Source organism: Streptomyces sp. NBC_00094, from assembly GCF_026343125.1.
Taxonomy (GTDB): domain Bacteria; phylum Actinomycetota; class Actinomycetes; order Streptomycetales; family Streptomycetaceae; genus Streptomyces.
In genome coordinates, this window is sequence record NZ_JAPEMB010000001.1 from 673,055 (window position 1) to 691,984 (window position 18,930).

At 72.4% G+C, this 18,930-nt stretch carries 20 protein-coding genes; 11 read left to right on the plus strand and 9 right to left on the minus strand.

What is annotated here, in order from left to right:
* Nucleotides 1-15: 15 nt before the first annotated feature.
* The 3 genes from OG580_RS02900 to OG580_RS02910 all read left to right on the plus strand — a co-directional run bounded on the left by OG580_RS02900 (nucleotide 16) and on the right by OG580_RS02910 (nucleotide 3,035).
* Nucleotides 16-963 carry a methionyl-tRNA formyltransferase gene (locus OG580_RS02900; RefSeq protein ID WP_267042057.1) on the plus strand — a complete coding sequence of 316 codons (948 nt, stop codon included), beginning with the start codon at nucleotides 16-18 and terminating at the stop codon, nucleotides 961-963.
* A gap of 17 nt (nucleotides 964-980) precedes the next feature.
* Nucleotides 981-1,808, plus strand: coding sequence for a dimethylargininase (gene ddaH, locus OG580_RS02905; protein WP_267042058.1), 828 nt, complete (start codon nucleotides 981-983; stop codon nucleotides 1,806-1,808).
* Between the two features lie 165 nt (nucleotides 1,809-1,973).
* The gene (locus OG580_RS02910) at nucleotides 1,974-3,035 is read left to right on the plus strand and encodes a winged helix DNA-binding protein (RefSeq protein WP_267042059.1); all 1,062 of its coding nucleotides are present in this window, start codon (nucleotides 1,974-1,976) and stop codon (nucleotides 3,033-3,035) included.
* A gap of 15 nt (nucleotides 3,036-3,050) precedes the next feature.
* Here OG580_RS02910 and OG580_RS02915 read toward each other — a convergent pair whose 3' ends face one another.
* Nucleotides 3,051-3,950, minus strand: coding sequence for an NAD(P)-dependent oxidoreductase (locus OG580_RS02915; protein WP_267042060.1), 900 nt, complete (start codon nucleotides 3,948-3,950; stop codon nucleotides 3,051-3,053).
* 108 nt (nucleotides 3,951-4,058) lie between these two features.
* On the opposite strand from OG580_RS02915, the gene OG580_RS02920 reads away from it, so the two are divergent.
* The gene (locus OG580_RS02920) at nucleotides 4,059-4,409 is read left to right on the plus strand and encodes a helix-turn-helix domain-containing protein (RefSeq protein ID WP_267042061.1); all 351 of its coding nucleotides are present in this window, start codon (nucleotides 4,059-4,061) and stop codon (nucleotides 4,407-4,409) included.
* A gap of 177 nt (nucleotides 4,410-4,586) precedes the next feature.
* Here the strand turns inward: OG580_RS02920 and OG580_RS02925 are convergent, their stop codons facing one another.
* Nucleotides 4,587-5,450: an alpha/beta hydrolase gene (locus OG580_RS02925; protein ID WP_267042062.1), complete on the minus strand. Its 864-nt coding sequence runs from the start codon at nucleotides 5,448-5,450 to the stop codon at nucleotides 4,587-4,589.
* Between the two features lie 298 nt (nucleotides 5,451-5,748).
* Between OG580_RS02925 and OG580_RS02930 the strand changes: the two genes are divergently transcribed.
* Complete coding sequence (locus OG580_RS02930; RefSeq protein ID WP_267042063.1) at nucleotides 5,749-6,717, plus strand: XRE family transcriptional regulator; 969 nt, start codon at nucleotides 5,749-5,751, stop codon at nucleotides 6,715-6,717.
* 58 nt (nucleotides 6,718-6,775) lie between these two features.
* Here OG580_RS02930 and OG580_RS02935 read toward each other — a convergent pair whose 3' ends face one another.
* Entirely contained in the window at nucleotides 6,776-8,146 is a 1,371-nt protein-coding gene (locus OG580_RS02935; protein WP_267042064.1) for a family 43 glycosylhydrolase, read from the minus strand.
* Nucleotides 8,147-8,691: 545 nt separating this feature from the next.
* On the opposite strand from OG580_RS02935, the gene OG580_RS02940 reads away from it, so the two are divergent.
* Together OG580_RS02940 and OG580_RS02945 are read left to right on the plus strand one after the other, a co-directional pair.
* Nucleotides 8,692-9,618, plus strand: coding sequence for a hypothetical protein (locus OG580_RS02940; RefSeq protein ID WP_267042065.1), 927 nt, complete (start codon nucleotides 8,692-8,694; stop codon nucleotides 9,616-9,618).
* 127 nt (nucleotides 9,619-9,745) lie between these two features.
* Nucleotides 9,746-10,201, plus strand: a complete 456-nt coding sequence (locus OG580_RS02945; protein WP_267042066.1) for a peptidase inhibitor family I36 protein — start codon at nucleotides 9,746-9,748, stop codon at nucleotides 10,199-10,201.
* A gap of 115 nt (nucleotides 10,202-10,316) precedes the next feature.
* Here OG580_RS02945 and OG580_RS02950 read toward each other — a convergent pair whose 3' ends face one another.
* From OG580_RS02950 to OG580_RS02970, 5 genes are all read right to left on the minus strand, one after another.
* Entirely contained in the window at nucleotides 10,317-10,820 is a 504-nt protein-coding gene (locus tag OG580_RS02950; protein WP_267042067.1) for a DUF6069 family protein, read from the minus strand.
* A gap of 188 nt (nucleotides 10,821-11,008) precedes the next feature.
* On the minus strand, nucleotides 11,009-12,262 hold the full coding sequence (locus tag OG580_RS02955; RefSeq protein ID WP_267042068.1) for an MFS transporter: 1,254 nt from the start codon (nucleotides 12,260-12,262) through the stop codon (nucleotides 11,009-11,011).
* A complete protein-coding gene (locus OG580_RS02960) occupies nucleotides 12,259-13,728 on the minus strand; it encodes an NAD(P)-binding domain-containing protein (protein WP_267042069.1) in 1,470 nt (489 codons plus the stop codon). Before OG580_RS02960 ends, OG580_RS02955 begins: the two co-directional genes overlap by 4 nt.
* Before the next feature lie 226 nt (nucleotides 13,729-13,954).
* Complete coding sequence (locus OG580_RS02965; protein ID WP_267047868.1) at nucleotides 13,955-14,338, minus strand: helix-turn-helix transcriptional regulator; 384 nt, start codon at nucleotides 14,336-14,338, stop codon at nucleotides 13,955-13,957.
* A 134-nt stretch (nucleotides 14,339-14,472) separates the two neighbouring features.
* Complete coding sequence (locus OG580_RS02970) at nucleotides 14,473-14,802, minus strand: metalloregulator ArsR/SmtB family transcription factor (protein WP_267042070.1); 330 nt, start codon at nucleotides 14,800-14,802, stop codon at nucleotides 14,473-14,475.
* Between the two features lie 298 nt (nucleotides 14,803-15,100).
* Between OG580_RS02970 and OG580_RS02975 the strand changes: the two genes are divergently transcribed.
* Complete coding sequence (locus tag OG580_RS02975) at nucleotides 15,101-16,261, plus strand: permease (protein ID WP_267042071.1); 1,161 nt, start codon at nucleotides 15,101-15,103, stop codon at nucleotides 16,259-16,261.
* Between the two features lie 121 nt (nucleotides 16,262-16,382).
* On the plus strand, nucleotides 16,383-16,910 hold the full coding sequence (locus OG580_RS02980) for a GNAT family N-acetyltransferase (protein WP_267042072.1): 528 nt from the start codon (nucleotides 16,383-16,385) through the stop codon (nucleotides 16,908-16,910).
* 48 nt (nucleotides 16,911-16,958) lie between these two features.
* Here OG580_RS02980 and OG580_RS02985 read toward each other — a convergent pair whose 3' ends face one another.
* Nucleotides 16,959-17,264 carry a helix-turn-helix transcriptional regulator gene (locus OG580_RS02985; RefSeq protein WP_267042073.1) on the minus strand — a complete coding sequence of 102 codons (306 nt, stop codon included), beginning with the start codon at nucleotides 17,262-17,264 and terminating at the stop codon, nucleotides 16,959-16,961.
* Between the two features lie 263 nt (nucleotides 17,265-17,527).
* Here OG580_RS02985 and OG580_RS02990 point away from each other — a divergent pair, with 263 nt between their 5' ends.
* Together OG580_RS02990 and OG580_RS02995 are read left to right on the plus strand one after the other, a co-directional pair.
* Entirely contained in the window at nucleotides 17,528-17,962 is a 435-nt protein-coding gene (locus tag OG580_RS02990) for a VOC family protein (RefSeq protein ID WP_267042074.1), read from the plus strand.
* 248 nt (nucleotides 17,963-18,210) lie between these two features.
* Nucleotides 18,211-18,813, plus strand: a complete 603-nt coding sequence (locus OG580_RS02995) for a hypothetical protein (RefSeq protein WP_267042075.1) — start codon at nucleotides 18,211-18,213, stop codon at nucleotides 18,811-18,813.
* Nucleotides 18,814-18,930 lie beyond the last annotated feature (117 nt).

Genomic DNA, 18,930 nt, shown 5'->3' on the forward strand with positions numbered 1-18,930 from the left:
CCGAGGAGGAAGCCCATGCGGGTCGTCATGTTCGGTTATCAGACCTGGGGCCATCGCACCCTCCAAGCGCTCCTGGGCTCCGAGCACGACGTGGTCCTGGTCGTGACACACCCCAAGAGCGAGCACGCGTACGAGAAGATCTGGAGCGACTCGGTCGCCGACCTCGCGGCGGAACACGGAGTCCCCGTGGTCATCCGCAACCGGCCCGACGACGAGGAGCTGTTCGAGCGGCTCAAGGAGGCCGATCCGGACATCATCGTGGCGAACAACTGGCGGACCTGGATCCCGCCGCGCATCTACACGCTGCCACGCCACGGCACGCTGAACGTGCACGACTCCCTGCTGCCGAAGTACGCCGGTTTCTCGCCCCTCATCTGGGCGCTGATCAACGGCGAGCCCGAAGTGGGCGTGACGGCCCACATGATGGACGAGGTGCTCGACGCCGGCGACATCGTGCAGCAGCGGGCGGTGACCGTGGAGCCGACCGACACCGCGACCGACCTCTTCCACAAGACGGTCGACCTCATCGCCCCGGTCACGATCGGCGCACTCGGTCTGATCGCCTCCGGACAGACCGAGTTCACCCCGCAGGACAGGTCGCAGGCCAGCTTCTTCCACAAGCGGGCCGAGGAGGACATCCGGATCGACTGGAGCTGGCCCGCCGAGGTTCTCGAGCGTCTGGTCCGCGCCCAGTCCGATCCGTATCCGGCCGCTTTCACCTTCCACAAGGGCAAGCGGCTCGAAGTCCTCGGCGCCGTCGTCTCCACGGGCCGTTACGGCGGCACGCCCGGCCGGATCTTCTACCGGGAGGGCGACGGCGTCGTCGTCGTCGCCGGAGCCGACGCCCGCACAGGCCGCAACCACGGCCTCGCCATCACCCGCGTACGAACTGACGACGGCCGGGAGTTGACGGCGGCCGAGTACTTCACTTCGATGGGTGGCTACCTCACTAACCGCCCCTGATCACGAGGACCCTCACCATGCGTACCGCACGGCCTCGGCACTACCTCATGTGCCGGCCCACCTTCTTCGACGTGGTCTACTCCATCAACCCCTGGATGGACCCGGCGAAGCCTGTCGACACCCAACTGGCCATCACCCAGTGGGAGAAGCTGCGCGAGGTCTACCTGACCCTCGGGCACACCGTCGACACGATCGAACCCCTCCCCGGCCTCCCCGACATGGTCTTCGCGGCCAACGGCGCCACGGTCATAGACGGCCGGGCGCTCGTGGCGAGATTCCGCGACTCCGAGCGCATAGCGGAGGGCCCGGCCTACCACGCCTGGCTGCGCGACAACGGATTCCCGGACCTGCGCACCGCCGACATCGTCAACGAGGGCGAGGGCGACTACCTGTTGGTCGGCGAGTGGCTGCTCGCCGGTACCGGCTTCCGCAGTGATCCGCGCTCGCACGACGAGGCGCAGGAGTTCTTCGGACGCCCCGTCATCGGGCTGACGCTCGTGGACCCGAACTACTACCACCTCGACACCGCGCTGACGGTGCTCGACGAGCAGACGATCGCGTACTACCCGCCGGCGTTCTCGCCGGGCAGCCTCGCCGTGCTGCGGCGCCTGTTCCCCGACGCCGTCATCGCCACGGCGGAGGACGCGGCGGTCTTCGGACTCAACGCGGCGTCGGACGGCTACAACGTGGTGCTGGCGCACAACGCCACGGGAATGGCCGAACAGTTGCGCGCACGGGGCTTCAACCCCATCGGCGTGGACCTCTCCGAGCTCCTCAAGGCCGGCGGCAGCGTCAAGTGCTGCACGCTGGAACTGCGCCCGGCCGAAACGCCCGACGCCTCCTGACCCGGGGCGCCCCGGACGGTCCCGGGGCGCTTCGGCGGCCGCCGCCACGACGATCGACGATCCGCGTGGCGGCGCCCGTCACCGCACAACTTAGGTTCACCTCACCCACCTTCTCCGCCGGCCGGTCTCCGCTCCCCCGTACACACCGACGCCAAGGAAGAGTTCATGGAACAGCCGGTCGCCTCGGGAACGGCACACGACCCGGAAGGCCCGCACGTCGCCCTCGTCGGCATCTCGACCGTGCCGACCGACTGGGCGCGGGTCGTCAAGGTGTTAGCCGACGCCGGCCTGACGCTGGTCACGGCACCCGGCGGCTCCCCCGCCGAGCCCACGACGACGCTCCCCGCGTCACCCACCGCGACGCCGCCCGCCACACCCCCCGCGACCCGCGTGACGCCGCCGAGCGTGCTCGACCTCCACGCGTACCTCCTGACCGCGATCGGCAAGGCAGCGCGACGGCGGCTCACCGACAGACTGACCACGCGGGGCCTGCGCCTGTGGCACCTGACCGTACTGGCGCTGCTCCACGACCTCGGCCCGCAGATGAAGACGGCCCTCGCCACGCGGCTCGACATGAACGCCAGCGACCTTGTGAAGATCGTCAACGATCTGGTCAAGGCCGGCCACGTGGACTGCGTCCGGGACCCCGCCGACCGGCGCCGTGTCGTGGTCCGGCTGACCGGTGAGGGCCGGACGGCCCTCACCGAGCTCAGCGCGGAGATCGCGTCGACGGACGACGACGTCCTCGCCCCCCTCAGCCCGGCGGAACGCGAGCAACTGGGCTCCCTCTTACGCCGCGTGCACCGCCACCTCGAACCCGCGCCGGCCGGCGTGGTGTACGAGCGCCCGAGCAGCGACCGGCCCCGCGCGCACGGCGGCTCCGACGTCCCCGTACACCCCCACTCCGTCGAGGACGGCCGGATCGACTGGACTCTCCCGGCCGAGACCCTCGCGCGACTCGTCGCCGCACGGCGCCACGCGTACCCCACCGCTTACACCCACCACGACGGCCGGCGCCTCGACATCCTCGCTGCCGCGGTCACCCACCACCCCTACGCCGGGACGCCCGGTCAGGTCCTCCACACCGAGGACGAGGGGGTCGTCGTCGTCACGGGAACCGACACCCACACGGGCCGCAACCTGGGCCTCGCCCTGACCCGCGTCCGCACGGAGGACGGGACCGAGCTCCCCGCCGAGGACTGCTTCGGTCCGGCGAGCCCGGCCTGATCGACAAGACGCCCCCTAGCGGCGGCTGAGGACCTCGGCGATCCGCGAGAACCCCTCGGTGCCGTGCCCCAGACCCACGGTGTGGCGCGCGAGGATCTCGGCGGCGCGCATCACGCTCGCGTCGATGCCGTGCGCCTCGGAGGCGTGGACGATGTGCGCCATCGTCGACACGGCGGACGTCAGCGGATTGCCCTCTCCCGAGTAGCCGCCGCTCTCGACGTCCTCGGCCAGCTCCTGGAACAGCGGCGGCAGGATCGCGCCGATGCCCTGGGCGAACGGGGCAAGATCAGTCGGCGAGATGCCCTCCGCACCCGCCACGGCGAGCGCGTGCACGTACCCCGACATCGAGGTCCAGAAGATGTCGAGCAGCGCGATGTCGTACGCCGCCGCACGGCCCACGTCCTCGCCGAGGTGCGTGTGGACGCCGCCCAGGGCGTCGAGCACCGGACGGTGCTCGCGGTACAGCTCCTCCGGCCCGCTGTGGAGGAACACGGCCTGCGGCGTACCGATGCTCGGGGTCGGCGTCATGATGGCGCCGTCGAGATAGCGGATGCCGTGGTCGTCGGCCCAGCGGCCGGTGTCCCGGGCCCGCCCCGGGGTGTCGGCGGACAGGTTCACCAGGGTGCGGCCCTTGAGGGCGGCCGTGACGGCGTCCTGCCGCAGGACGGCGTCCGTCGCGTCGTAGTTGACCAGGCAGACGACGGTCAGCGGGCTCGCGGCGACCGCCTCCGTGGCGCTCCCGGCACCGATCGCACCCCTCGCGACCAGCTCGGCGTCCCGGCCCGGCGTACGGTTCCACACCGTGGTGCGCACGCCGGCCGACACGAACGCGCCGGCCAGCGCACGGCCCATGGGACCGAGTCCGAGGACCGTGACGGACGGACGCCCGGAGGGCGAGACCTGGGAAGAGGACATGGCGGAACTCCCTTGTACATGAGGTAAGAAGAAGGACATGACCGAAGAGACGGACGGGACGGGGACGGACATGACCGAGGGACGAGGGCGAGAGCGGGGACCCCTCCGATGACGCGCGGGCGCGCCCGTGACACGGACGTCTGCGGCGTGACCGCCGCCGTCGCCGTGATCGACGGAAAATGGAAGACCCTGCTGCTCTGGCTGCTCGAGACCGGCCCGCAGCGGCCCGGTGAACTGCGCCGGCTGATCCCGGCGATCAGCGAGAAGGTGCTGACCCAGGCCCTGCGGGAGATGGAGGCGGACGGTCTCGTGCGCCGCGAGGTGTACGACGTGGTGCCGCCGAAGACCGTCTACTCGCTGACCGACTTCGGCAGCGAGCTCTCCGAGGCGCTGGCACCCCTCTCCGACTGGGGCCACCGCCGTCTGGACCGGCTCGCCGAGGAGCGTGCCGCGTCCTGACCGTTCGTCCGTCTCCTTTCTCTCGGCCACCACCAGACTCTCCCGGGGCCGTGACCCCGACAAGTACCCACAAAAAAGTGGGTGGGTACGGGGTTCACAGGATCTGGACGAGACGCGGCTCGGCGGCCGTCCTGAGCGCCCCGCACCCCGGGCGGTCCGGGGTGCGGGGCGGGTGTCTCAGACGAGGCCCGTCAGCAGCTCGGCGAAGGCCCGCGGCCGGCTGAAGTAGCCGACGTGCGAGGCCTCAAGGGTGTGCACGTCGAAGGGATGGTGCGGGGTCAGCGCGTCCGCCGACCGGATCATGTGGTCCTGGACGGCCAACGGGAGGCTGCGGTCGGCGGAGAGCCGGACGTACGTGTGCGGCACCAGCCCCCACGCGTCGGCCCGGACCAGCGCCCCCGGCTCCAACGCCGAGTAGGTCTCGTCCGGGTCGAGGGAGTCGAGCAGCAGCCGGAACTGGTGGTCCGTCGAGTCGGCCATGACCGCGGCCTTCAACGCGGCGAACAGGTCCGGATCGGCGTGGGCGGCCCGCCAGTTCAGCCGGACCACCCCCGGGTCGCGTACGTCCGGCACGGCGATCCGGGCCACCGCGGCGTCCAGCAGGTTGTCGTCGACGACGTCCCACGCCTCGGTGAGCATGGCCGGATCGCTGAGGCAGAGGGCGGAGAGGTAGACCACCCGGTCGAGCAGCTCCGGTGCGGCGTTGGCGACGGCGCTGATCGTCAGGCCGCCGAGGCTGTTGCCGACCAGGACGATCGGCCCCGAGGCGGCGAGCCGCCGCAGGGTGTCCACCACGTGGCGCACGTTGTCGCGCAACGTGACACCGCGCACCGGGGAGGGCGCGGCGGCGAGTGCCGTGACGTCCTGGGGTTGCCGGTAGTAGGCGGCGGGGGTGTCGGCGAGGTCGCCGTGACCGGGGAGGTCGACGGCGTGCGAACGGTACCCGAGCAGGGCCAGCTCGTTCTGCAACGGGCCCCAGGCCCGGGCGTTGCTGGAGCCGCCGTGAACGCATACGAAAATGGGGCGCGAGTCTGCGCGCATGGTGAAGATCCTCGTCATCCAGAGGTGAACGGTGGACGTGGGACCCGGCGTCGGCGACGGCCGACACCACGGTCAGCGCGTCGACCGGGTGCGCAGGGCCTGCCAGTTGTGGATGACGGAACACATGCGGACGACCGTAGCAGCCGACTTCCCACCGCGCGCGGTCATTTCACGCCCCGTCAACCCGAGGCCGCGACAACCTTCGGGAGAGTGAGTTCGGTTGCCACCGCGATTCGCCGCACCCTAGGGTTCCGACCTGCTGGAACACCGTTTCGACACCTTTCAGAAGGACGCCATCATGGCTGCCGACCGGCCTGACGACGACGATCCGGCCCGCGCACTGGGCAGGGCGCTGCGCGACCTCCAGCGACGCTCCGGGTGCACCCTGCGGTCCCTGGAGACGAGTGTCCGCATCAGCGACTCGTCGCTCTCCCGGTACTTCCGCGGCACCACCGTTCCCCCATGGGCGACCGTGCGCGACCTGTGCGAGGCCCTCGACGGCGACCCCACCGCGTACCGCCATCTATGGGAGGCCGCCGACCGAGGCCAACGCCGCCCGGTCCAGGGCACGGTCCAGGGCACGGGCCCGGATACGGGTACGGATTCGGGCACGGGGAGGGATTCGGGTACGGGTACGGGTACGGGTACGGATTCGGGTACGGGTACGGGTACGGGCACAGGTTCGGGTCCCAAGGAGGTGGACGCGCCGAACGCCGGTGACGCTCCGCCCCGGGCGCCACGGCGCCGTCTCTCCCTCCGGAGCGGGCACACGGTCTGGGCCCTCGCCGGGGCCGTCCTCGGCCTGGTGCTCGGAGTCACCGGTACGGCACTCGTCCAGCACCGGACCCCTGCAGCCGACGCGCCGAAGGTCCTGCACGGCGCGCCCGCCGCGTCCGCCGTGCCGGACCATCCCAGGATCTTCGTGAGCCGCGCCACGGGGACCTGTCTCGACGACAGCCTCGACAAGGGCACACGTTCCTACGCGTGCAACGGCCTGTCGTACCAGCGGTGGACCGTCGGTACGGTGACGACGGACGGCAGCGTGCGCCTCAGGAACCACGCGACGGGCAGATGCCTGGACCTCGGTCCCGCCGGGCTGTCCGCCGCGGCCTGCGGCCCTTCCGCGTCGCAGCGATGGACCGTCACCGCGCGCGACGACTCGGCGGTCGAGATCAGGGGCGCCGGGACGCGCCGCTGCCTGGCCGACGGCGCGGGAGGCCTCCGGGTGCTGCCGTGCGACCGGGCACCACACCAGCAGTGGGCGTGACGCCGGTCCTCACGGCCGGGAAGGTGGGCCAGGGCGCCGCCGGCCCGAGGTGGCGGACCTACGCCACCTCCACGGCGTCCAGCTCCGTGTAGCGCTCCCCCTTCGCGAGGCGGACGGTGTTCCACCCCGCCCGCAGCTCCACCGGGACCTCGCGCGTCCGCCACTCGTCCCAGCCGGTGTACGGGTAGTCGACGGCGCCCGCGTCGGCGCCGTTGACCGTGAGCCGGTGCGTCGCGGCGGCCGGTGCGCCGGCTGCGTCCAGGGAGCCGTTGCCGTACCGCACGCTGAGCGTATGCGGCCCGGGAGAGGCGGCGAAGACCCGGAACTCCACGGAGCTGTCGGGTTCGTCGATGTGCCCGACGGCCCGGTCGCCCCAGGCGTCCCTCGCCTGGCGGACGGTCGCCCGGTGCACCCGGGCGAGCTCCGCCTCGTGGCGCGCCTTGCTGCCGCGGACGACGGGCCGGCCGTCCGCGAACCCCAGGTCGGCGACGTACAGCATCCGCCGTGAGCGGTCGGCGCCACGGCCGTGGAAGAGGATCCGGTCCTGCCCGCCGGGGCCGGTCACGACGTCCTGGCCGCCCGGCCCGGCGATCGCTCCGGAGAAGGATTCCGTGGTGAGGAGCGGCAGGTCCCCCTTCACGTAGGGCCCGGTGAGGGTGTCGGCGGTCGCCCAGCCCGTCGCGTACCCGTCGTAGCGGTAGTCGCCGGCCGAGTACAGGAGGACGTACCGGCCGTTCCGTCGCACGAGCGTGGGCGCCTCGACGACTCGGTCCTCCCAGGTGCGGTCCTGCTTGATCAGGCGGACCGGTTCGCCGGTGACCCGGGTGCCGTCCCAGGAGACGGGCTGGAGGTGGATCCAGGTGTCCTTCTCGCAGCAGTTCCCGTCGGTCTTCCAGAGCAGATGGCGGGTGCCGTTCTCGGTGTGGACGGACGCGTCGATCGCGCCGCCGTCCTCGGTCGGACAGACCAGAGGGCCCTCGCCGACCGGCCGGAACGGGCCGTCGGGCGAGGAGGCGAGGGCGGAGCCGACGCACTGACGCCCGCCGGCGCGGTCGCGCGCCGTGTACAGGAGGGTGAACCCGTCGCCGTTGTCGAAGACTTCCGGCGCCCAGACGCGGCCCGGGGGATCCAGCGTGACCCACGCTCCGACGTCGGGCAGCACGTCCGTCGCGTCGACCGTCCAGCGGACGAGGTCGGTGGAGGTGGCGTGCTGGATGTTCCGGCCGTGGGCGTTGGTGGCGTACGCGTGGAAGACCCCGCCGACCTCGACGACGTCAGGGTCGGCGAACTCCTCGTCGATGACGGGGGTGGTCGGCGAGGGTGCGGTCGGCGACGGGGCGGTCCGCGCGGGGGCGGCGGGCACGGGGGCCACGGCGCCTGCGGGCAGGGCGGCGAGGCAGGCACTCACGCCCAGCAGCACGGCTGCCACCCGCCCTGGGCCTCGGCCAGCCCGTAGCGCTCCGATCCGCACACGCGCGTGTCGTCCCCGCGCGTCCCCACGGCGGAGAATTCCTCCGCCTCCTGGCTCGTTCCGGTGGTCCACGGATCTCCTCGGCTCGGGCCGTCCCGCCGTCGCGGACGCGGCGGCGGTGTCGTCGTCGATGCGCTCCGCGTCCTGAGGGCGGGGCACACATCGAGAACGACACGGTCGCCGCCGCGTTGCGCCGCGTCCCTGCGTCGCCAGGAGGCCGGGGACCTCCGTGTCCCGGGCCTGCCCGTATCCCGGGACAGGAACGTCCTCGCAGGTCAGCGGGGTGGGAATCCCGACTTCGCCGAAGCACCCGGGACACGGTTGCGGGCCGCTTCCCGACCGGCACAGACTTCGGTTGTCCAGCCGCCGCACCGCTCGACGGCAGCACGGCGACACGCCCTGGACATCGCACCGTTGCGCACCGAGCCGGCTCCTTCCGACTCCCCTTCGCGTCACCGGCCCCCTGGTCTCTCCCCCTTCCCGTCCCCCGCAGGAGCTCCCCCATGCCCCGTACCACCCATGCCCGCAGTTCGCTCCTCACCGCCGGCCTGGCGGTCACCGGCGTCACGCTCGCACTCGCCGCGACGCTGCTGACCGGCCTCGGACAACCGGCCGCGGACGTACGGCCGCCCCCGTCGCGTCCCGGCGGCGCCACCGCGGACGACCGGCTGCTGCACGACGCCCGGCAGCTCCTCCTCCGCGACTGCATGCACCGGCACGGATTCGCGTACCGCGTCTTCCCGCTCGACGAGGAACCGGAGACGAGTTCCTTCCCCTACGTCCTCGACGACGCCGTCTGGGCCGGCCGGCACGGTTACGGCTCCGAGCTGCGGCGGCGGCGCGAGGCGACGGCCCGGATCGACCCGAACCGCGCCTACTTCGCCGCCCTGCCGGCGGACCGCAAGGCCGAGGCGCTGGTCGCCGCCAACGGCCCGTCACCCGACGGGCTGACCGTACGGCTCCCGGGCGGCGGGATCCTGCGGCGCAGCGACCGCGGCTGTGTCGCGGAGTCCGAGCGGCGGCTGTACGGAGACGTCGGTGCCTGGTTCCGCGCGTCGACCCGGGTGGACGCCCTGGAGCGGATCCGCCGCGGCCGCGTCACCGCCGACCCCGGCTACCTGGAGCGGCTCGACGCGTGGCGGACGTGCATGCGGCGCGCCGGGCACGCGTACGCCACTCCGGCCGCCGCCCGGGCCGCCGCGCTCTCCCCCGTACGCCCCCTCGGCAAGGAGCGCGAGGTGGGCCTCGCCCTGGCGGAGGTGCGGTGTGCCGAGGAGTCGGCGCTGTCCGGCACCGCCCGGAAGCTCGACGCCCACCACGGCAGGGTCCTGGCCCGCGAGTACCGCGCGGACGTCCAGGCGCGGGACCTGCTGAGGTCCGCCGCGCTGCCCCGCGCCCGCCGGGTCCTGGAGGGCACCCCGCGACCCTGACCCGCCGACCGCCGGGCTTCCCCACCCGGCCCCCCGACCCCGCCGCGTGACACCGGTCGCCCGGCGGTCCGACGGTCGCGCCGCGAACGCCGGCGCGGCCACCACCCCACCGAAGAGGAGACACATCATGCGAACCACGCGCGCGCTCGTGACGGCACTCACCGTCGGCGCCCTCACCCTGCTGACCGCCCCGGTGGCCGACGCCCGCACGACCGGACCCGAGACCGCCGCGCCCCCGTCGGTCTCGGCGCCGGCCGCCGTACCCGGCCCGGACGGATACCTCTACGCCTGGGAGCACCCCCACGCCGGCGGGTTCCACTGCCGGTGGAACGGGAACAACGCCAACTGGGCGGGCTGCCGCAACAAGGTCTCGGACATCTGGAACAACGGATACCCGGGCCGCGCCGAGGACGTCCGGCTCTTCTACGGCCTGGACTGGAGCGGCTCGTGGGTCTGCCTCCACCAGGGGCACTCCCTCCCCGACCTGGGCCTCTCCGGCCTGAGGTTCTTCGGCGCCGGGGCGGGCAAGGGCCAGTTGGTCAACGACAACGTCTCGTCGCACGACTGGGTCGACGCCTGCTGACGTCGTCCGTTCACCGCGCCGGCCCGACGGGGACACCCCGCCGGGCCGGCGCCGTCACGTCCCTAGGGCCTGTCGACGCCGCGTCCCAGGCGGGACTTCGACGACAGGCCCTAGGTCACCGCCCGCGGCGTACGGCTCCACGCGCGACAGCGGTCAGCAGGGAGCCGATGGCGATGCCGATGACGAGGTAGACGGCGGCGGTGCCGACCTTCGCCGCCGGTGTGGCCTCCGTGGTGAAGGGGAGCAGCATCATGACGGCCGTGACCAGTCCGACGATCCACGAGAAGAACCGAACGGGTCCCGGTGAGGCGATGATCAGGACGTGCATGAGCCCCGTCGCGGCCAGCCCGGCGACGAAGGCCCCGCCGGCGAGCAGACCGGTGGAGACGTCGCCCATGGCGCCGTTGCCCTCGGGGGCGAAGACGGGAATGCCGAGGACGCCGCGGACGAGCAGGACGGCGACGACGGCCGTGAGCGCCGCGACGACGGCGGTCATCAGACCGCCCACCCAGAGCCGTTGGGCGTCCAGCGAGGGGCTCGGCGTACCGGGTGGGCGACCGGGGTACGGGGTGGCGGGACCGTCGGTCTCGTATCCATACGGCGATTGAGGCGTCTCCACGCTCGGCTCCCTGCGGGGGTGGGTTGCACGCGAACCTTTCGGGGCCCGTCGGACCATGCAAGTTCACCCCCGGGCGAGCCGCCACTCGGGTGAGGCAGACGAGTCGATCGGGCGTTCCGCCGAGGGGGTTCCGTGTCCATGGCCGGGACGGCCCCTCGCGCGGCGCACCCCGGACGGCGGCCTCGTGGTCATCGGCCGCGCGAAGGACGCCGCCCGGCCCGGCCCTTGGCGGTCGGGGTGCCTCCGGCGGCGACCAGCGCGGCGAGCGCCCCCAGGCCGGCGAGTACGCCGAACAGTGCCGGGTAGCCGCCCAGCGGTACGGCGAGCAGGGCAGCCGCGAAGGGCGCGAGGGCCGACGCGGTCATGGCGGGGGCGCCGAGGATTCCCGAGAGTCTGCCGTAGTGCCGTGCGCCCCAGCGGTCGGTGACGGCGGTGGCCTGGAGCAGGGTGAGGTTGCCGCGGACCATGCCGGCCGCGATCGACACGGCGATCACGAGGCCGTAGGGACCGGGGGTGACGGCGAGGGCGGCGGTGGTCAGGCCGCCCAGGGCGATGAGGACCGTGGTCCGGACGGTGGGGCCGGTGCGACGGGCGAGCGGGGCGTAGAGGGTACGGCCGAGGGTCTGGCCCGCGCCGCCGAGACCGAGGGCCCAGGCCGCCTGGGCGGTGGTGTAGCCGCGTTCGACGAGGAGCGGGACGAGGGTGACGACGACCGCGTACATCGCGAACGACGACAGGGTGAGGGCGGCCCCGAGCAGGAGGAACGGTCGGCTGCGGACGATCGTCCGGGGCGTCTCGGCCGTGTCGGCCGGTGCGTCCGGGGCCGCGGGCCAGGGCGCTTTGAGGGCGAGGGCGTGGGCCGGGATCGTGACGGCGGCGAGGATCGCGGCGAGTACCGCGTAGGTGGCGCGCCAGGAGAGGTGATCGGCGAGGACCGCCGTGAGGGGGGCGAAGACGGTGGAGGCGAGGCCGCCGGCGAGGGTGACCACGGTGAGGGCGCGGACGTGGTCGGGCGCCCACCAGCGGGTGAGGGCGGCGAACGCCGGCTGGTAGAAGGTGGTGGCCATGGCGAGGCCCGCGAGGGCCCAACCGGCGAAGAAAACCGGCAGGTTGGGGGCGAGGGCCACGATCACGAGGCTCAGGGACCCGACGGCCGAACCGGCGGTCATGACCGTGCGGGGACCGCGGTGGTCGATGATCCGGCCGACCCGTATGCCGGCCAGGCCCGAGACGATCAGCGCGAGCGAGAACGCCGCCGTGGTGGTTGCCGTGGACCAGCCGGTGCCGGCCGTGATCTGCGGGTTCAGGACGGGGAAGGCGTAGTAGACGATTCCCCAGCTGGTGATCTGCGTGGCGCAGAGCGCCGGCAGCGCGGCGCGGGGCCGCGACCGGACCCCCGTCCCGGTCGTGGCCCCGTCGGTACGGGTGCCGAGGTCGGTCACGAGCCGCAGGAGGGCGCCGGTGTGGCGGTGCCGAGCTGGATGAGGGCGGGGGCGGAGACGAGGGTGGGGGTTGAGGCGAGGGTGGGCGCGCAGCATCCTCCGCCGTCGGTCCCCTGGTCCGCGTTCGACTCGTCGAAGAGGCCCGAGCCGCCGCAGACCCCGGTCTCGGGGAGTACGAGCTCGACGCGCTCGGCGGACTCGCGGTCACCGGCGATCGCGGCGACGACGGAACGGACCTGCTCCTGGCCGGTGAGGGCGAGGAACGACGGGGCGCGGCCGTAGGACTTCATGCCGACAAGGTAGACGCCCGGCTCCGGGTGGGAGAGCTCGTTGACGCCGTGCGGGTAGACGGTTCCACAGGAGTGCTGGTTGGGGTCGATGAGCGGAGCGAGCGCGGTCGGCGCCTGGAGGCGCTCGTCGAGGCCGAGGCGGAGCTCGTCGAGGAAGGAGAGGTCGGGGCGGAAGCCGGTCAGGACGACGACCTCGTCGACCGGGTCGAGGCGGCGGCCGTCCTCGGCGACCAGGACCAGCCGGTCTCCGTCCCGCTCGATCGCGTCCGTACGGAAGCCGGTCGCGGCGTCCGCGTGCCCGTCCTCGACGGCGGCCTTCGCCGCGAGGCCGAGGGCGCCCCGGGCGGGCAGCTGGTCGGACGCGCCCCCGCCGTAGGTGGAGCCGGAGATGCCCCGGCGCAGGATCCACGACGCGTGCGTACCGGCGCCGTCCTCGGCCGTGGCGAGGTCGGCCAGCGTGGCGAGCGCGGTGAAGGCGGAGGCTCCGGAGCCGATGACGGCGACGCGCTTGCCCGCGTAACGGGCCCGTACGGCAGGGTCCTTGAGGTCGGGGACGCGGTAGGAGACCCGGTCTGCGGCCGCGCGCTCACCGAGGGCGGGCAGTCCGTCGCCGCCCGCCGGGCTCGGAGTGCCCCAGGTGCCGGAGGCGTCGATCACCGCGCGGGCGAAGAACCGCTCCTCGCGCCCGTCGGCGTACCGCACGTGCACCGTGAAGGGCTGCAGGTCGCGGTCGGCGTCGACGACGCGGTCACGGCCCGCGCGGGAGACTCCGGTGACGCGGGCGCCGAGCCTGATCCTTTCGCCGAGGACGTCCGCGAGCGGCTGGAGGTAGGCGGCCGCCCAGTCGCCTCCCGTCGGGTACGCGGTCGGTTCGGGCTTCACCCAGCCGGTCGGGGCCAGCAGCTTCTCGGCGACCGGGTCGGTGACCTCGGCCCACGGCGAGAAGAGCCGCACATGCGCCCATTCCCGTACCGCCGCGCCCGCCTGCTCGCCGGCTTCCAGCACCAGCGGCTCCAGGCCTCGGTCCACGAGGTGCGCGGCGGCGGCCAGGCCCGCCGGGCCGGCTCCGATGACGACGACGGGCAGCTGTCGGTCGGCGGCGGTCACGGCAGGGGCGGAGGCGGGGGCAGCGGTGTTCACGGCGATTCCCTCTTTGCTCTTTGTTTCGACGTTCATCGATCTCTTGGACATCAGCATGGCACCTGATTCGACGAGCGTCAACATAGACATTCATCGAAGTTCGACGGTGGAGTCGGCGCCGGCGCGAGGTGGTGGTGGTGTGCGGGGTCGCGTCGATGCCGCCGCGGGGTCGACCCGAGCGGAATCGGCGTTCATGGATGAGGGAACGACACACGGTCGGCCCCGCCCGAGGGGCGGAGTCGTCGACCGGCAGATGCGAGCGTCAGACGGCCCGGCCCGAGCGGGAGGACTCCTCCGCGCCGGCCTGATCGGTCTCCGTGAGGAAGACGCCGAGGGAGGCGAGCACGCCGGGCGCGAGGCGGTAGTACACCCACGTACCGCGCCGGTCGGAGGTGAGCAGGCCCGCTTCCCTGAGCTTCTTCAGGTGGTGGCTGACCGTGGGCTGCGAGACGCCCACGTCGGCTATGTCGCAGACGCACGCCTCACCGCTGGGATGCGAGGCGACACGGGAGAGGAGGCGGAGCCGGACGGGGTCCGCCAGCGCCTTGAACATCGCCGACATCACCTCGGCGTCCGCCTCGGACAGCGCCGCGGTCACGAGGGGCGGGCAGCAGCGGGGAGCGGGCACGACGGGCACGGGCGACACGACGGGCGCCGCGGGCGCGGGCGACACGGCAGGCACGACGGGCGCGGGCGACACAGCGGGCACCGCAGGCACCGCGGACGCCGGGGATACGGTCACGGATGCGCGGCGCGACGGCTCCGCCATGGGCCCGGGGCTCACACGGAGGCCGCGGGGCGGCCCATGACGGCGTCGGCGGCGCTCGGGAAGCAGGCCACGCAGGCGACGTTGATGGAGTAGAGCATCGACGTGCCCTGACGTTCACGCAGCACGAACCGCACGTCGGCGAGCAGCTTCAGGTGATGGGACACCGTCGACTGTCCGACGCCCATGCGGTCCACGATCTCGCCGACGCTCATCGGCTCGGGAGCGAGCGCGAGGAGGTTGAGGATCTGCACGCGTGTGGGATCGGAGAGGGCCTTGAACCAGGTCGCGTAGGACTCGGCCGTGCTTCGGTCGATCAGCTGGGCATTCATCGTACCGCTCATGATCTATCGATGATAATCGATGACCACCGGCGAGGGCAAGCTTCGACCCGCGATACACCCCCCCCTGCAGGGGTCACCTGCGGTCACCCGCGCCTCACCCACCCCCACGAAAGCCACGATCCCGCGCCGGCGCCGGGCACCCCTGAACCCCGTTGCCGCACCCTTACTTAATCGTCTATCATCGATATTCGATAAACGGAGGTGCCGCCCGCATCTCCCACGCGGTTCGCCACGACTCCCGTACGCCCCCTCACGGCGCCGCGCCCCTCACGTGCCACCGTCTCAGAGAGGTTCACCCGTGGACGAATTGCGGGCCCTTGGCCTGTTCATCCTGTTCGAGGTGCTGCACTACCTCCCGTGGTTCCTGGTCGCCATCGTCCTGGGGATCGCCGTACAGCGATTGTCGATCGACGTCGTCGCGCGCCGCAGCTTCGCCCACGGGCGCAAGGGCGTCCTCGGCATCGCCATCGTCACGGCCATCGGAGCGTTCAGCCCCTTCTGCTCCTTCACCGTGATCCCGCTGATCCGCCGCTTCCTGATAGCCGGCGTCCCGCTCTCGGCGGTCATGTCGTTCTGGATCGCCTCCCCCTCCATGGACCCGGAGATCTACGCGCTCTCCGCCGCCCAGCTGGGTCTCCCCATCGCCACCGCCCGCCTCATCGGCGCACTGGTGCTGAGCTTCGGCGCGGGCCTCATCGTGCTCCTGCTCGAACGGCGCGGCCGGTTCGCCGACCCACTGATCGCATCCACCGAGGAGAAGGCGCCCGCGAAGAGCTGCTCCCAGGAGACGGTGACCGTCCCCGAGTCCGCGTGCTCCGCGACGAAGACGACCGTGCCCGAGACCGTCACGGTCGGCGGCGGGAGCAGCGGCGGCAGCACCGGAAGCGGTGGCGGCAGCGGGTCCTCGGGAGGATGCGGCGGCTCCGCCCAGGAGACCACCGAGCCCGCGGATGCGAGCGCGGCCGGTGGATGCTCCGCCGCGCCGCAGAGCGGTGACGCGGACGACGACGGCACGCCGTGGCGCGTGCTCGTCCGGCGCGACATCAAGAACCTCCGCGCCGGCGAGATCCTCAAGGAGATCGTCAGCGACTCGCTGATCCTGGGCAAGTGGCTGCTCCTCGCCATCGTCCTCGAAGCCCTGATCGTCCGCTACGTGCCCACCGACTTCGTCTCCGGCCTGCTCGGTACCGACGGCGTCTTCTCCGTCCTTCTCGCGGGGCTCATCAGCGTCCCGCTCTACCTCAACGGCGTCGGCGCCATCCCCGTCGTCGAGGGCCTCCTCGACCAGGGCATGGTCGCGGCCGCGGGCGTCACCTTCCTCCTCGGCGGCGCCATCACGACGATCCCGGCGATGGTCGCCGTCAAGAGCGTCGTCAAGACGAAGGTCTTCGCCTTCTACCTCGCCGTCGGCCTCCTCGGTAGCGTGGGCATCGGCCTCGTCGCCCTGCCCCTGCTCTGACCCCGAAACCCTCCTCCACACCCCCCACCGCGCTCCTGCGGCGGTCCCCCGCCGCCGCAGGAGCGTCGTCACGCCCGCCCTCCGCTCACGCCGCCGAGGGCTCCCGAACAAGGAAGCGAGCATGACCGCACCCGTACCGGCATCCCCGCACGACGGCGTACCCGTCCTGGTGCCGATGACCGACGACCACGCGCCGGCCGTCATGGCGATCTACCAGCAGGGCATCGACGAGGGAAACGCCACCTTCGAGACGTCCGCGCCGCCGTGGAGCGCCTTCGACACCGCCAAGCTGCCGGCGCACCGGCTCGTGGCGCTCGACCGCCTCGGGCACGTGGTCGGCTGGACCGCGGTGTCCCCCGTCTCGACCCGGCCCGCGTACGCCGGGGTCGTCGAGCACTCCGTGTACGTCTGCCCCACGGCGCGCGGAACGGGCGTGGGGCGCACGCTTCTGGAGGCGTTGACCGCCTCCACGGAGAAGGCGGGCATCTGGACGATCCAGGCGGGCATCTTCCCGGAGAACACGGCGAGCCTCGCGCTGCACACGTCCACGGGATTCCGCGTCATCGGCCGCCGGGAACGCGTGGCCCGCCATCACGGCGTCTGGCGGGACGTCCTGCTCGTGGAGCGTCGCAGCCCGGTCGTGGAATGACGCTGTCGGTCACCGTACGGACGCTCCGCCGAAGCAGCGGCCCGGGGTTCAGCCGCAGGGGCGCCTGACCACGGCCACCCGGTCGCCGTCGGCGAGGTCACCGAAGAACGCGGCGAGGTCCGCGAGCACCTCGGGGCGCAGCCGGTAGTAGGTGAAGCGCCCGCACGGTTCGGTCTCCACGACGCCGGCTTCCCGGAGGACCCGCAGGTGGTTCGACAGGTTCGTCTGCCGTGCGCCCGTCTCCTCGACCAGGTGAGTCGTGCACAGGGACTCACGGGCGAGCAGGCACACGATGCGGAGCCGCAGAGGGTCCGCGAGGACCTTGAGCAGTTCCGCGTTCACCGACGTCAGCATGGCCCGATCGTGACACACCGAGCACGCGCGGCGTCAACCACCACCGCGCGAACACCTCTGCTCCGCACCCGACTTGAGTCCCCTGTCGTAACGCATGATCTGGGGGGGTGGTGTCACCGGACACCGGAGGCACCGCCGGATCTCCGGCTCCTCCATCCGCGGCGAACCTTCTACGAATCACGACCCGCAGCGGCCACCTGACACGCATCGGGAAGTTCCGCAACGGGCCCGGGCAAGGACTCGAAGGACGGTTAAATGAACCCATGGAACCGCGTATCAGTCTGATCACACTGGGTGTCTCCGACCTCGGACGCGCCCGGTCGTTCTACGAGGCCCTGGGCTGGCAGGGCCAGACGGTTCAGGAAACCGTCTTCTTCCAGGCGGGTGGTCTCGCGCTGGTCCTGTGGGATCGAGACAAACTCGCGCTCGACTGCGGCGTTGAAGATCGCCAGTCGGCTGGGTTCGGCGGGATCGCGCTCGCTCACAACGTGCGATCCCCGGCCGCAGTCGACGAGCTCATCGCTACGGCGGAGCAAGCAGGCGCTACCGTCACGCGTCCTGCGGCCACCACGTTCTACGGCGGCTACGCAGGAGTCTTCGTCGATCCTGACGGCCATGCCTGGGAAGTCGCTCACAATCCGGGGTTCTCACTCGCCGCAGACGGATCAATCACCGTCCCGGACTTCGACAGTCTCTAGGATCAGCCACCGCCCCTGGGCCAGGAGACAGGGGCACCCCCGGTTTCCGACCGGTCACGAACGCAGCCATGAGTTCTCCCGGCCGGGAGGTCGTTCCCAGCCCGAGCGGGGTGACGCACCACCTGTTCTGGCGAAAGTGACCTGACCGGTCCTCAGGGCCGGCCCCGGCAGGCTGCCGTGCCTCCCGGGGTCGGCCTCGCACCGTATCTCGGTCGCCGGGGCGGGTCGGGCCTGGCAGGGTGTCCGTCATGAGCTCCGAGCCCGTGCACCCCCACCCGGTCCGCCACCACGACCACGGCACGTGGCTCGTCCGGTTCACCGGCCGGGTGCTGGTGGTCTGCCCGAGGTGCGGTGGCCGCGCGCTCGTCGTACCTGTGCCCGGCACCCCGGCGCCGAAGTACTTCAGCGCCTTGCTCTTCCAACCCCGCCGCCTCGCCTGCGCCGGCTGTGGCGCGGTCGCCGACTGGACGGCCGGGGAGCGGGGCGCCGGTCTGGTCGGCGCCGTGCCCGGCGGCACCGAGGACCCGTTCTTCCGTCGGCCGCTCTGGCTTCAGACCCGTTGTGCGGGACGGATTCTGTGGGCCTACGACGAGGAGCACGTCGACGCCCTCGCCGCCTACGTGGGCGCCCGGCTGCGCGAGCGTCACGCCTCCCCGACGATGGCGATGTTCGCCCGGCTGCCGGCCTGGATGAAGTCCGCCGAGCGTCGTGACGAGGTGCTGGCCGGCCTGGCGACCCTCCGCGCCCTTGCCGGTCTCTCGACCCCCGCGGACCGTTCCGACGCGGCCCACGAACGCGGCGACCGCCCGCGCCACCACGGCAGCATGCTCTTCCGCGGCGGCCCGTACTAGGGCCTGTCTGACAATTGGCGTCGGATAGGCCGGGTCGTTCGGTGCGTGCGATCGGCGTGCGGCCGGGGCGTCCTCGTAGCGGTGGGGGTACCTCCCGTGCCCGAAGGGCTACGGGGG

Bases quoted from the DNA above. Each gene is read 5' to 3' on its own strand.
- OG580_RS02990 (WP_267042074.1), top strand. From the start codon at position 17,528: ATGGAACCGCGTATCAGTCTGATCACACTGGGTGTCTCCGACCTCGGA.
- ddaH (WP_267042058.1), top strand. From the start codon at position 981: ATGCGTACCGCACGGCCTCGGCACTACCTCATGTGCCGGCCCACCTTC.
- OG580_RS02925 (WP_267042062.1), bottom strand. From the start codon at position 5,450: ATGCGCGCAGACTCGCGCCCCATTTTCGTATGCGTTCACGGCGGCTCC.
- OG580_RS02930 (WP_267042063.1), top strand. From the start codon at position 5,749: ATGGCTGCCGACCGGCCTGACGACGACGATCCGGCCCGCGCACTGGGC.
- OG580_RS02995 (WP_267042075.1), top strand. From the start codon at position 18,211: ATGAGCTCCGAGCCCGTGCACCCCCACCCGGTCCGCCACCACGACCAC.
- OG580_RS02900 (WP_267042057.1), top strand. From the start codon at position 16: ATGCGGGTCGTCATGTTCGGTTATCAGACCTGGGGCCATCGCACCCTC.
- OG580_RS02915 (WP_267042060.1), bottom strand. From the start codon at position 3,950: ATGTCCTCTTCCCAGGTCTCGCCCTCCGGGCGTCCGTCCGTCACGGTC.
- OG580_RS02940 (WP_267042065.1), top strand. From the start codon at position 8,692: ATGCCCCGTACCACCCATGCCCGCAGTTCGCTCCTCACCGCCGGCCTG.
- OG580_RS02960 (WP_267042069.1), bottom strand. From the start codon at position 13,728: ATGAACGTCGAAACAAAGAGCAAAGAGGGAATCGCCGTGAACACCGCT.
- OG580_RS02985 (WP_267042073.1), bottom strand. From the start codon at position 17,264: ATGCTGACGTCGGTGAACGCGGAACTGCTCAAGGTCCTCGCGGACCCT.
- OG580_RS02920 (WP_267042061.1), top strand. From the start codon at position 4,059: ATGACGCGCGGGCGCGCCCGTGACACGGACGTCTGCGGCGTGACCGCC.
- OG580_RS02910 (WP_267042059.1), top strand. From the start codon at position 1,974: ATGGAACAGCCGGTCGCCTCGGGAACGGCACACGACCCGGAAGGCCCG.
- OG580_RS02945 (WP_267042066.1), top strand. From the start codon at position 9,746: ATGCGAACCACGCGCGCGCTCGTGACGGCACTCACCGTCGGCGCCCTC.
- OG580_RS02970 (WP_267042070.1), bottom strand. From the start codon at position 14,802: ATGAGCGGTACGATGAATGCCCAGCTGATCGACCGAAGCACGGCCGAG.
- OG580_RS02980 (WP_267042072.1), top strand. From the start codon at position 16,383: ATGACCGCACCCGTACCGGCATCCCCGCACGACGGCGTACCCGTCCTG.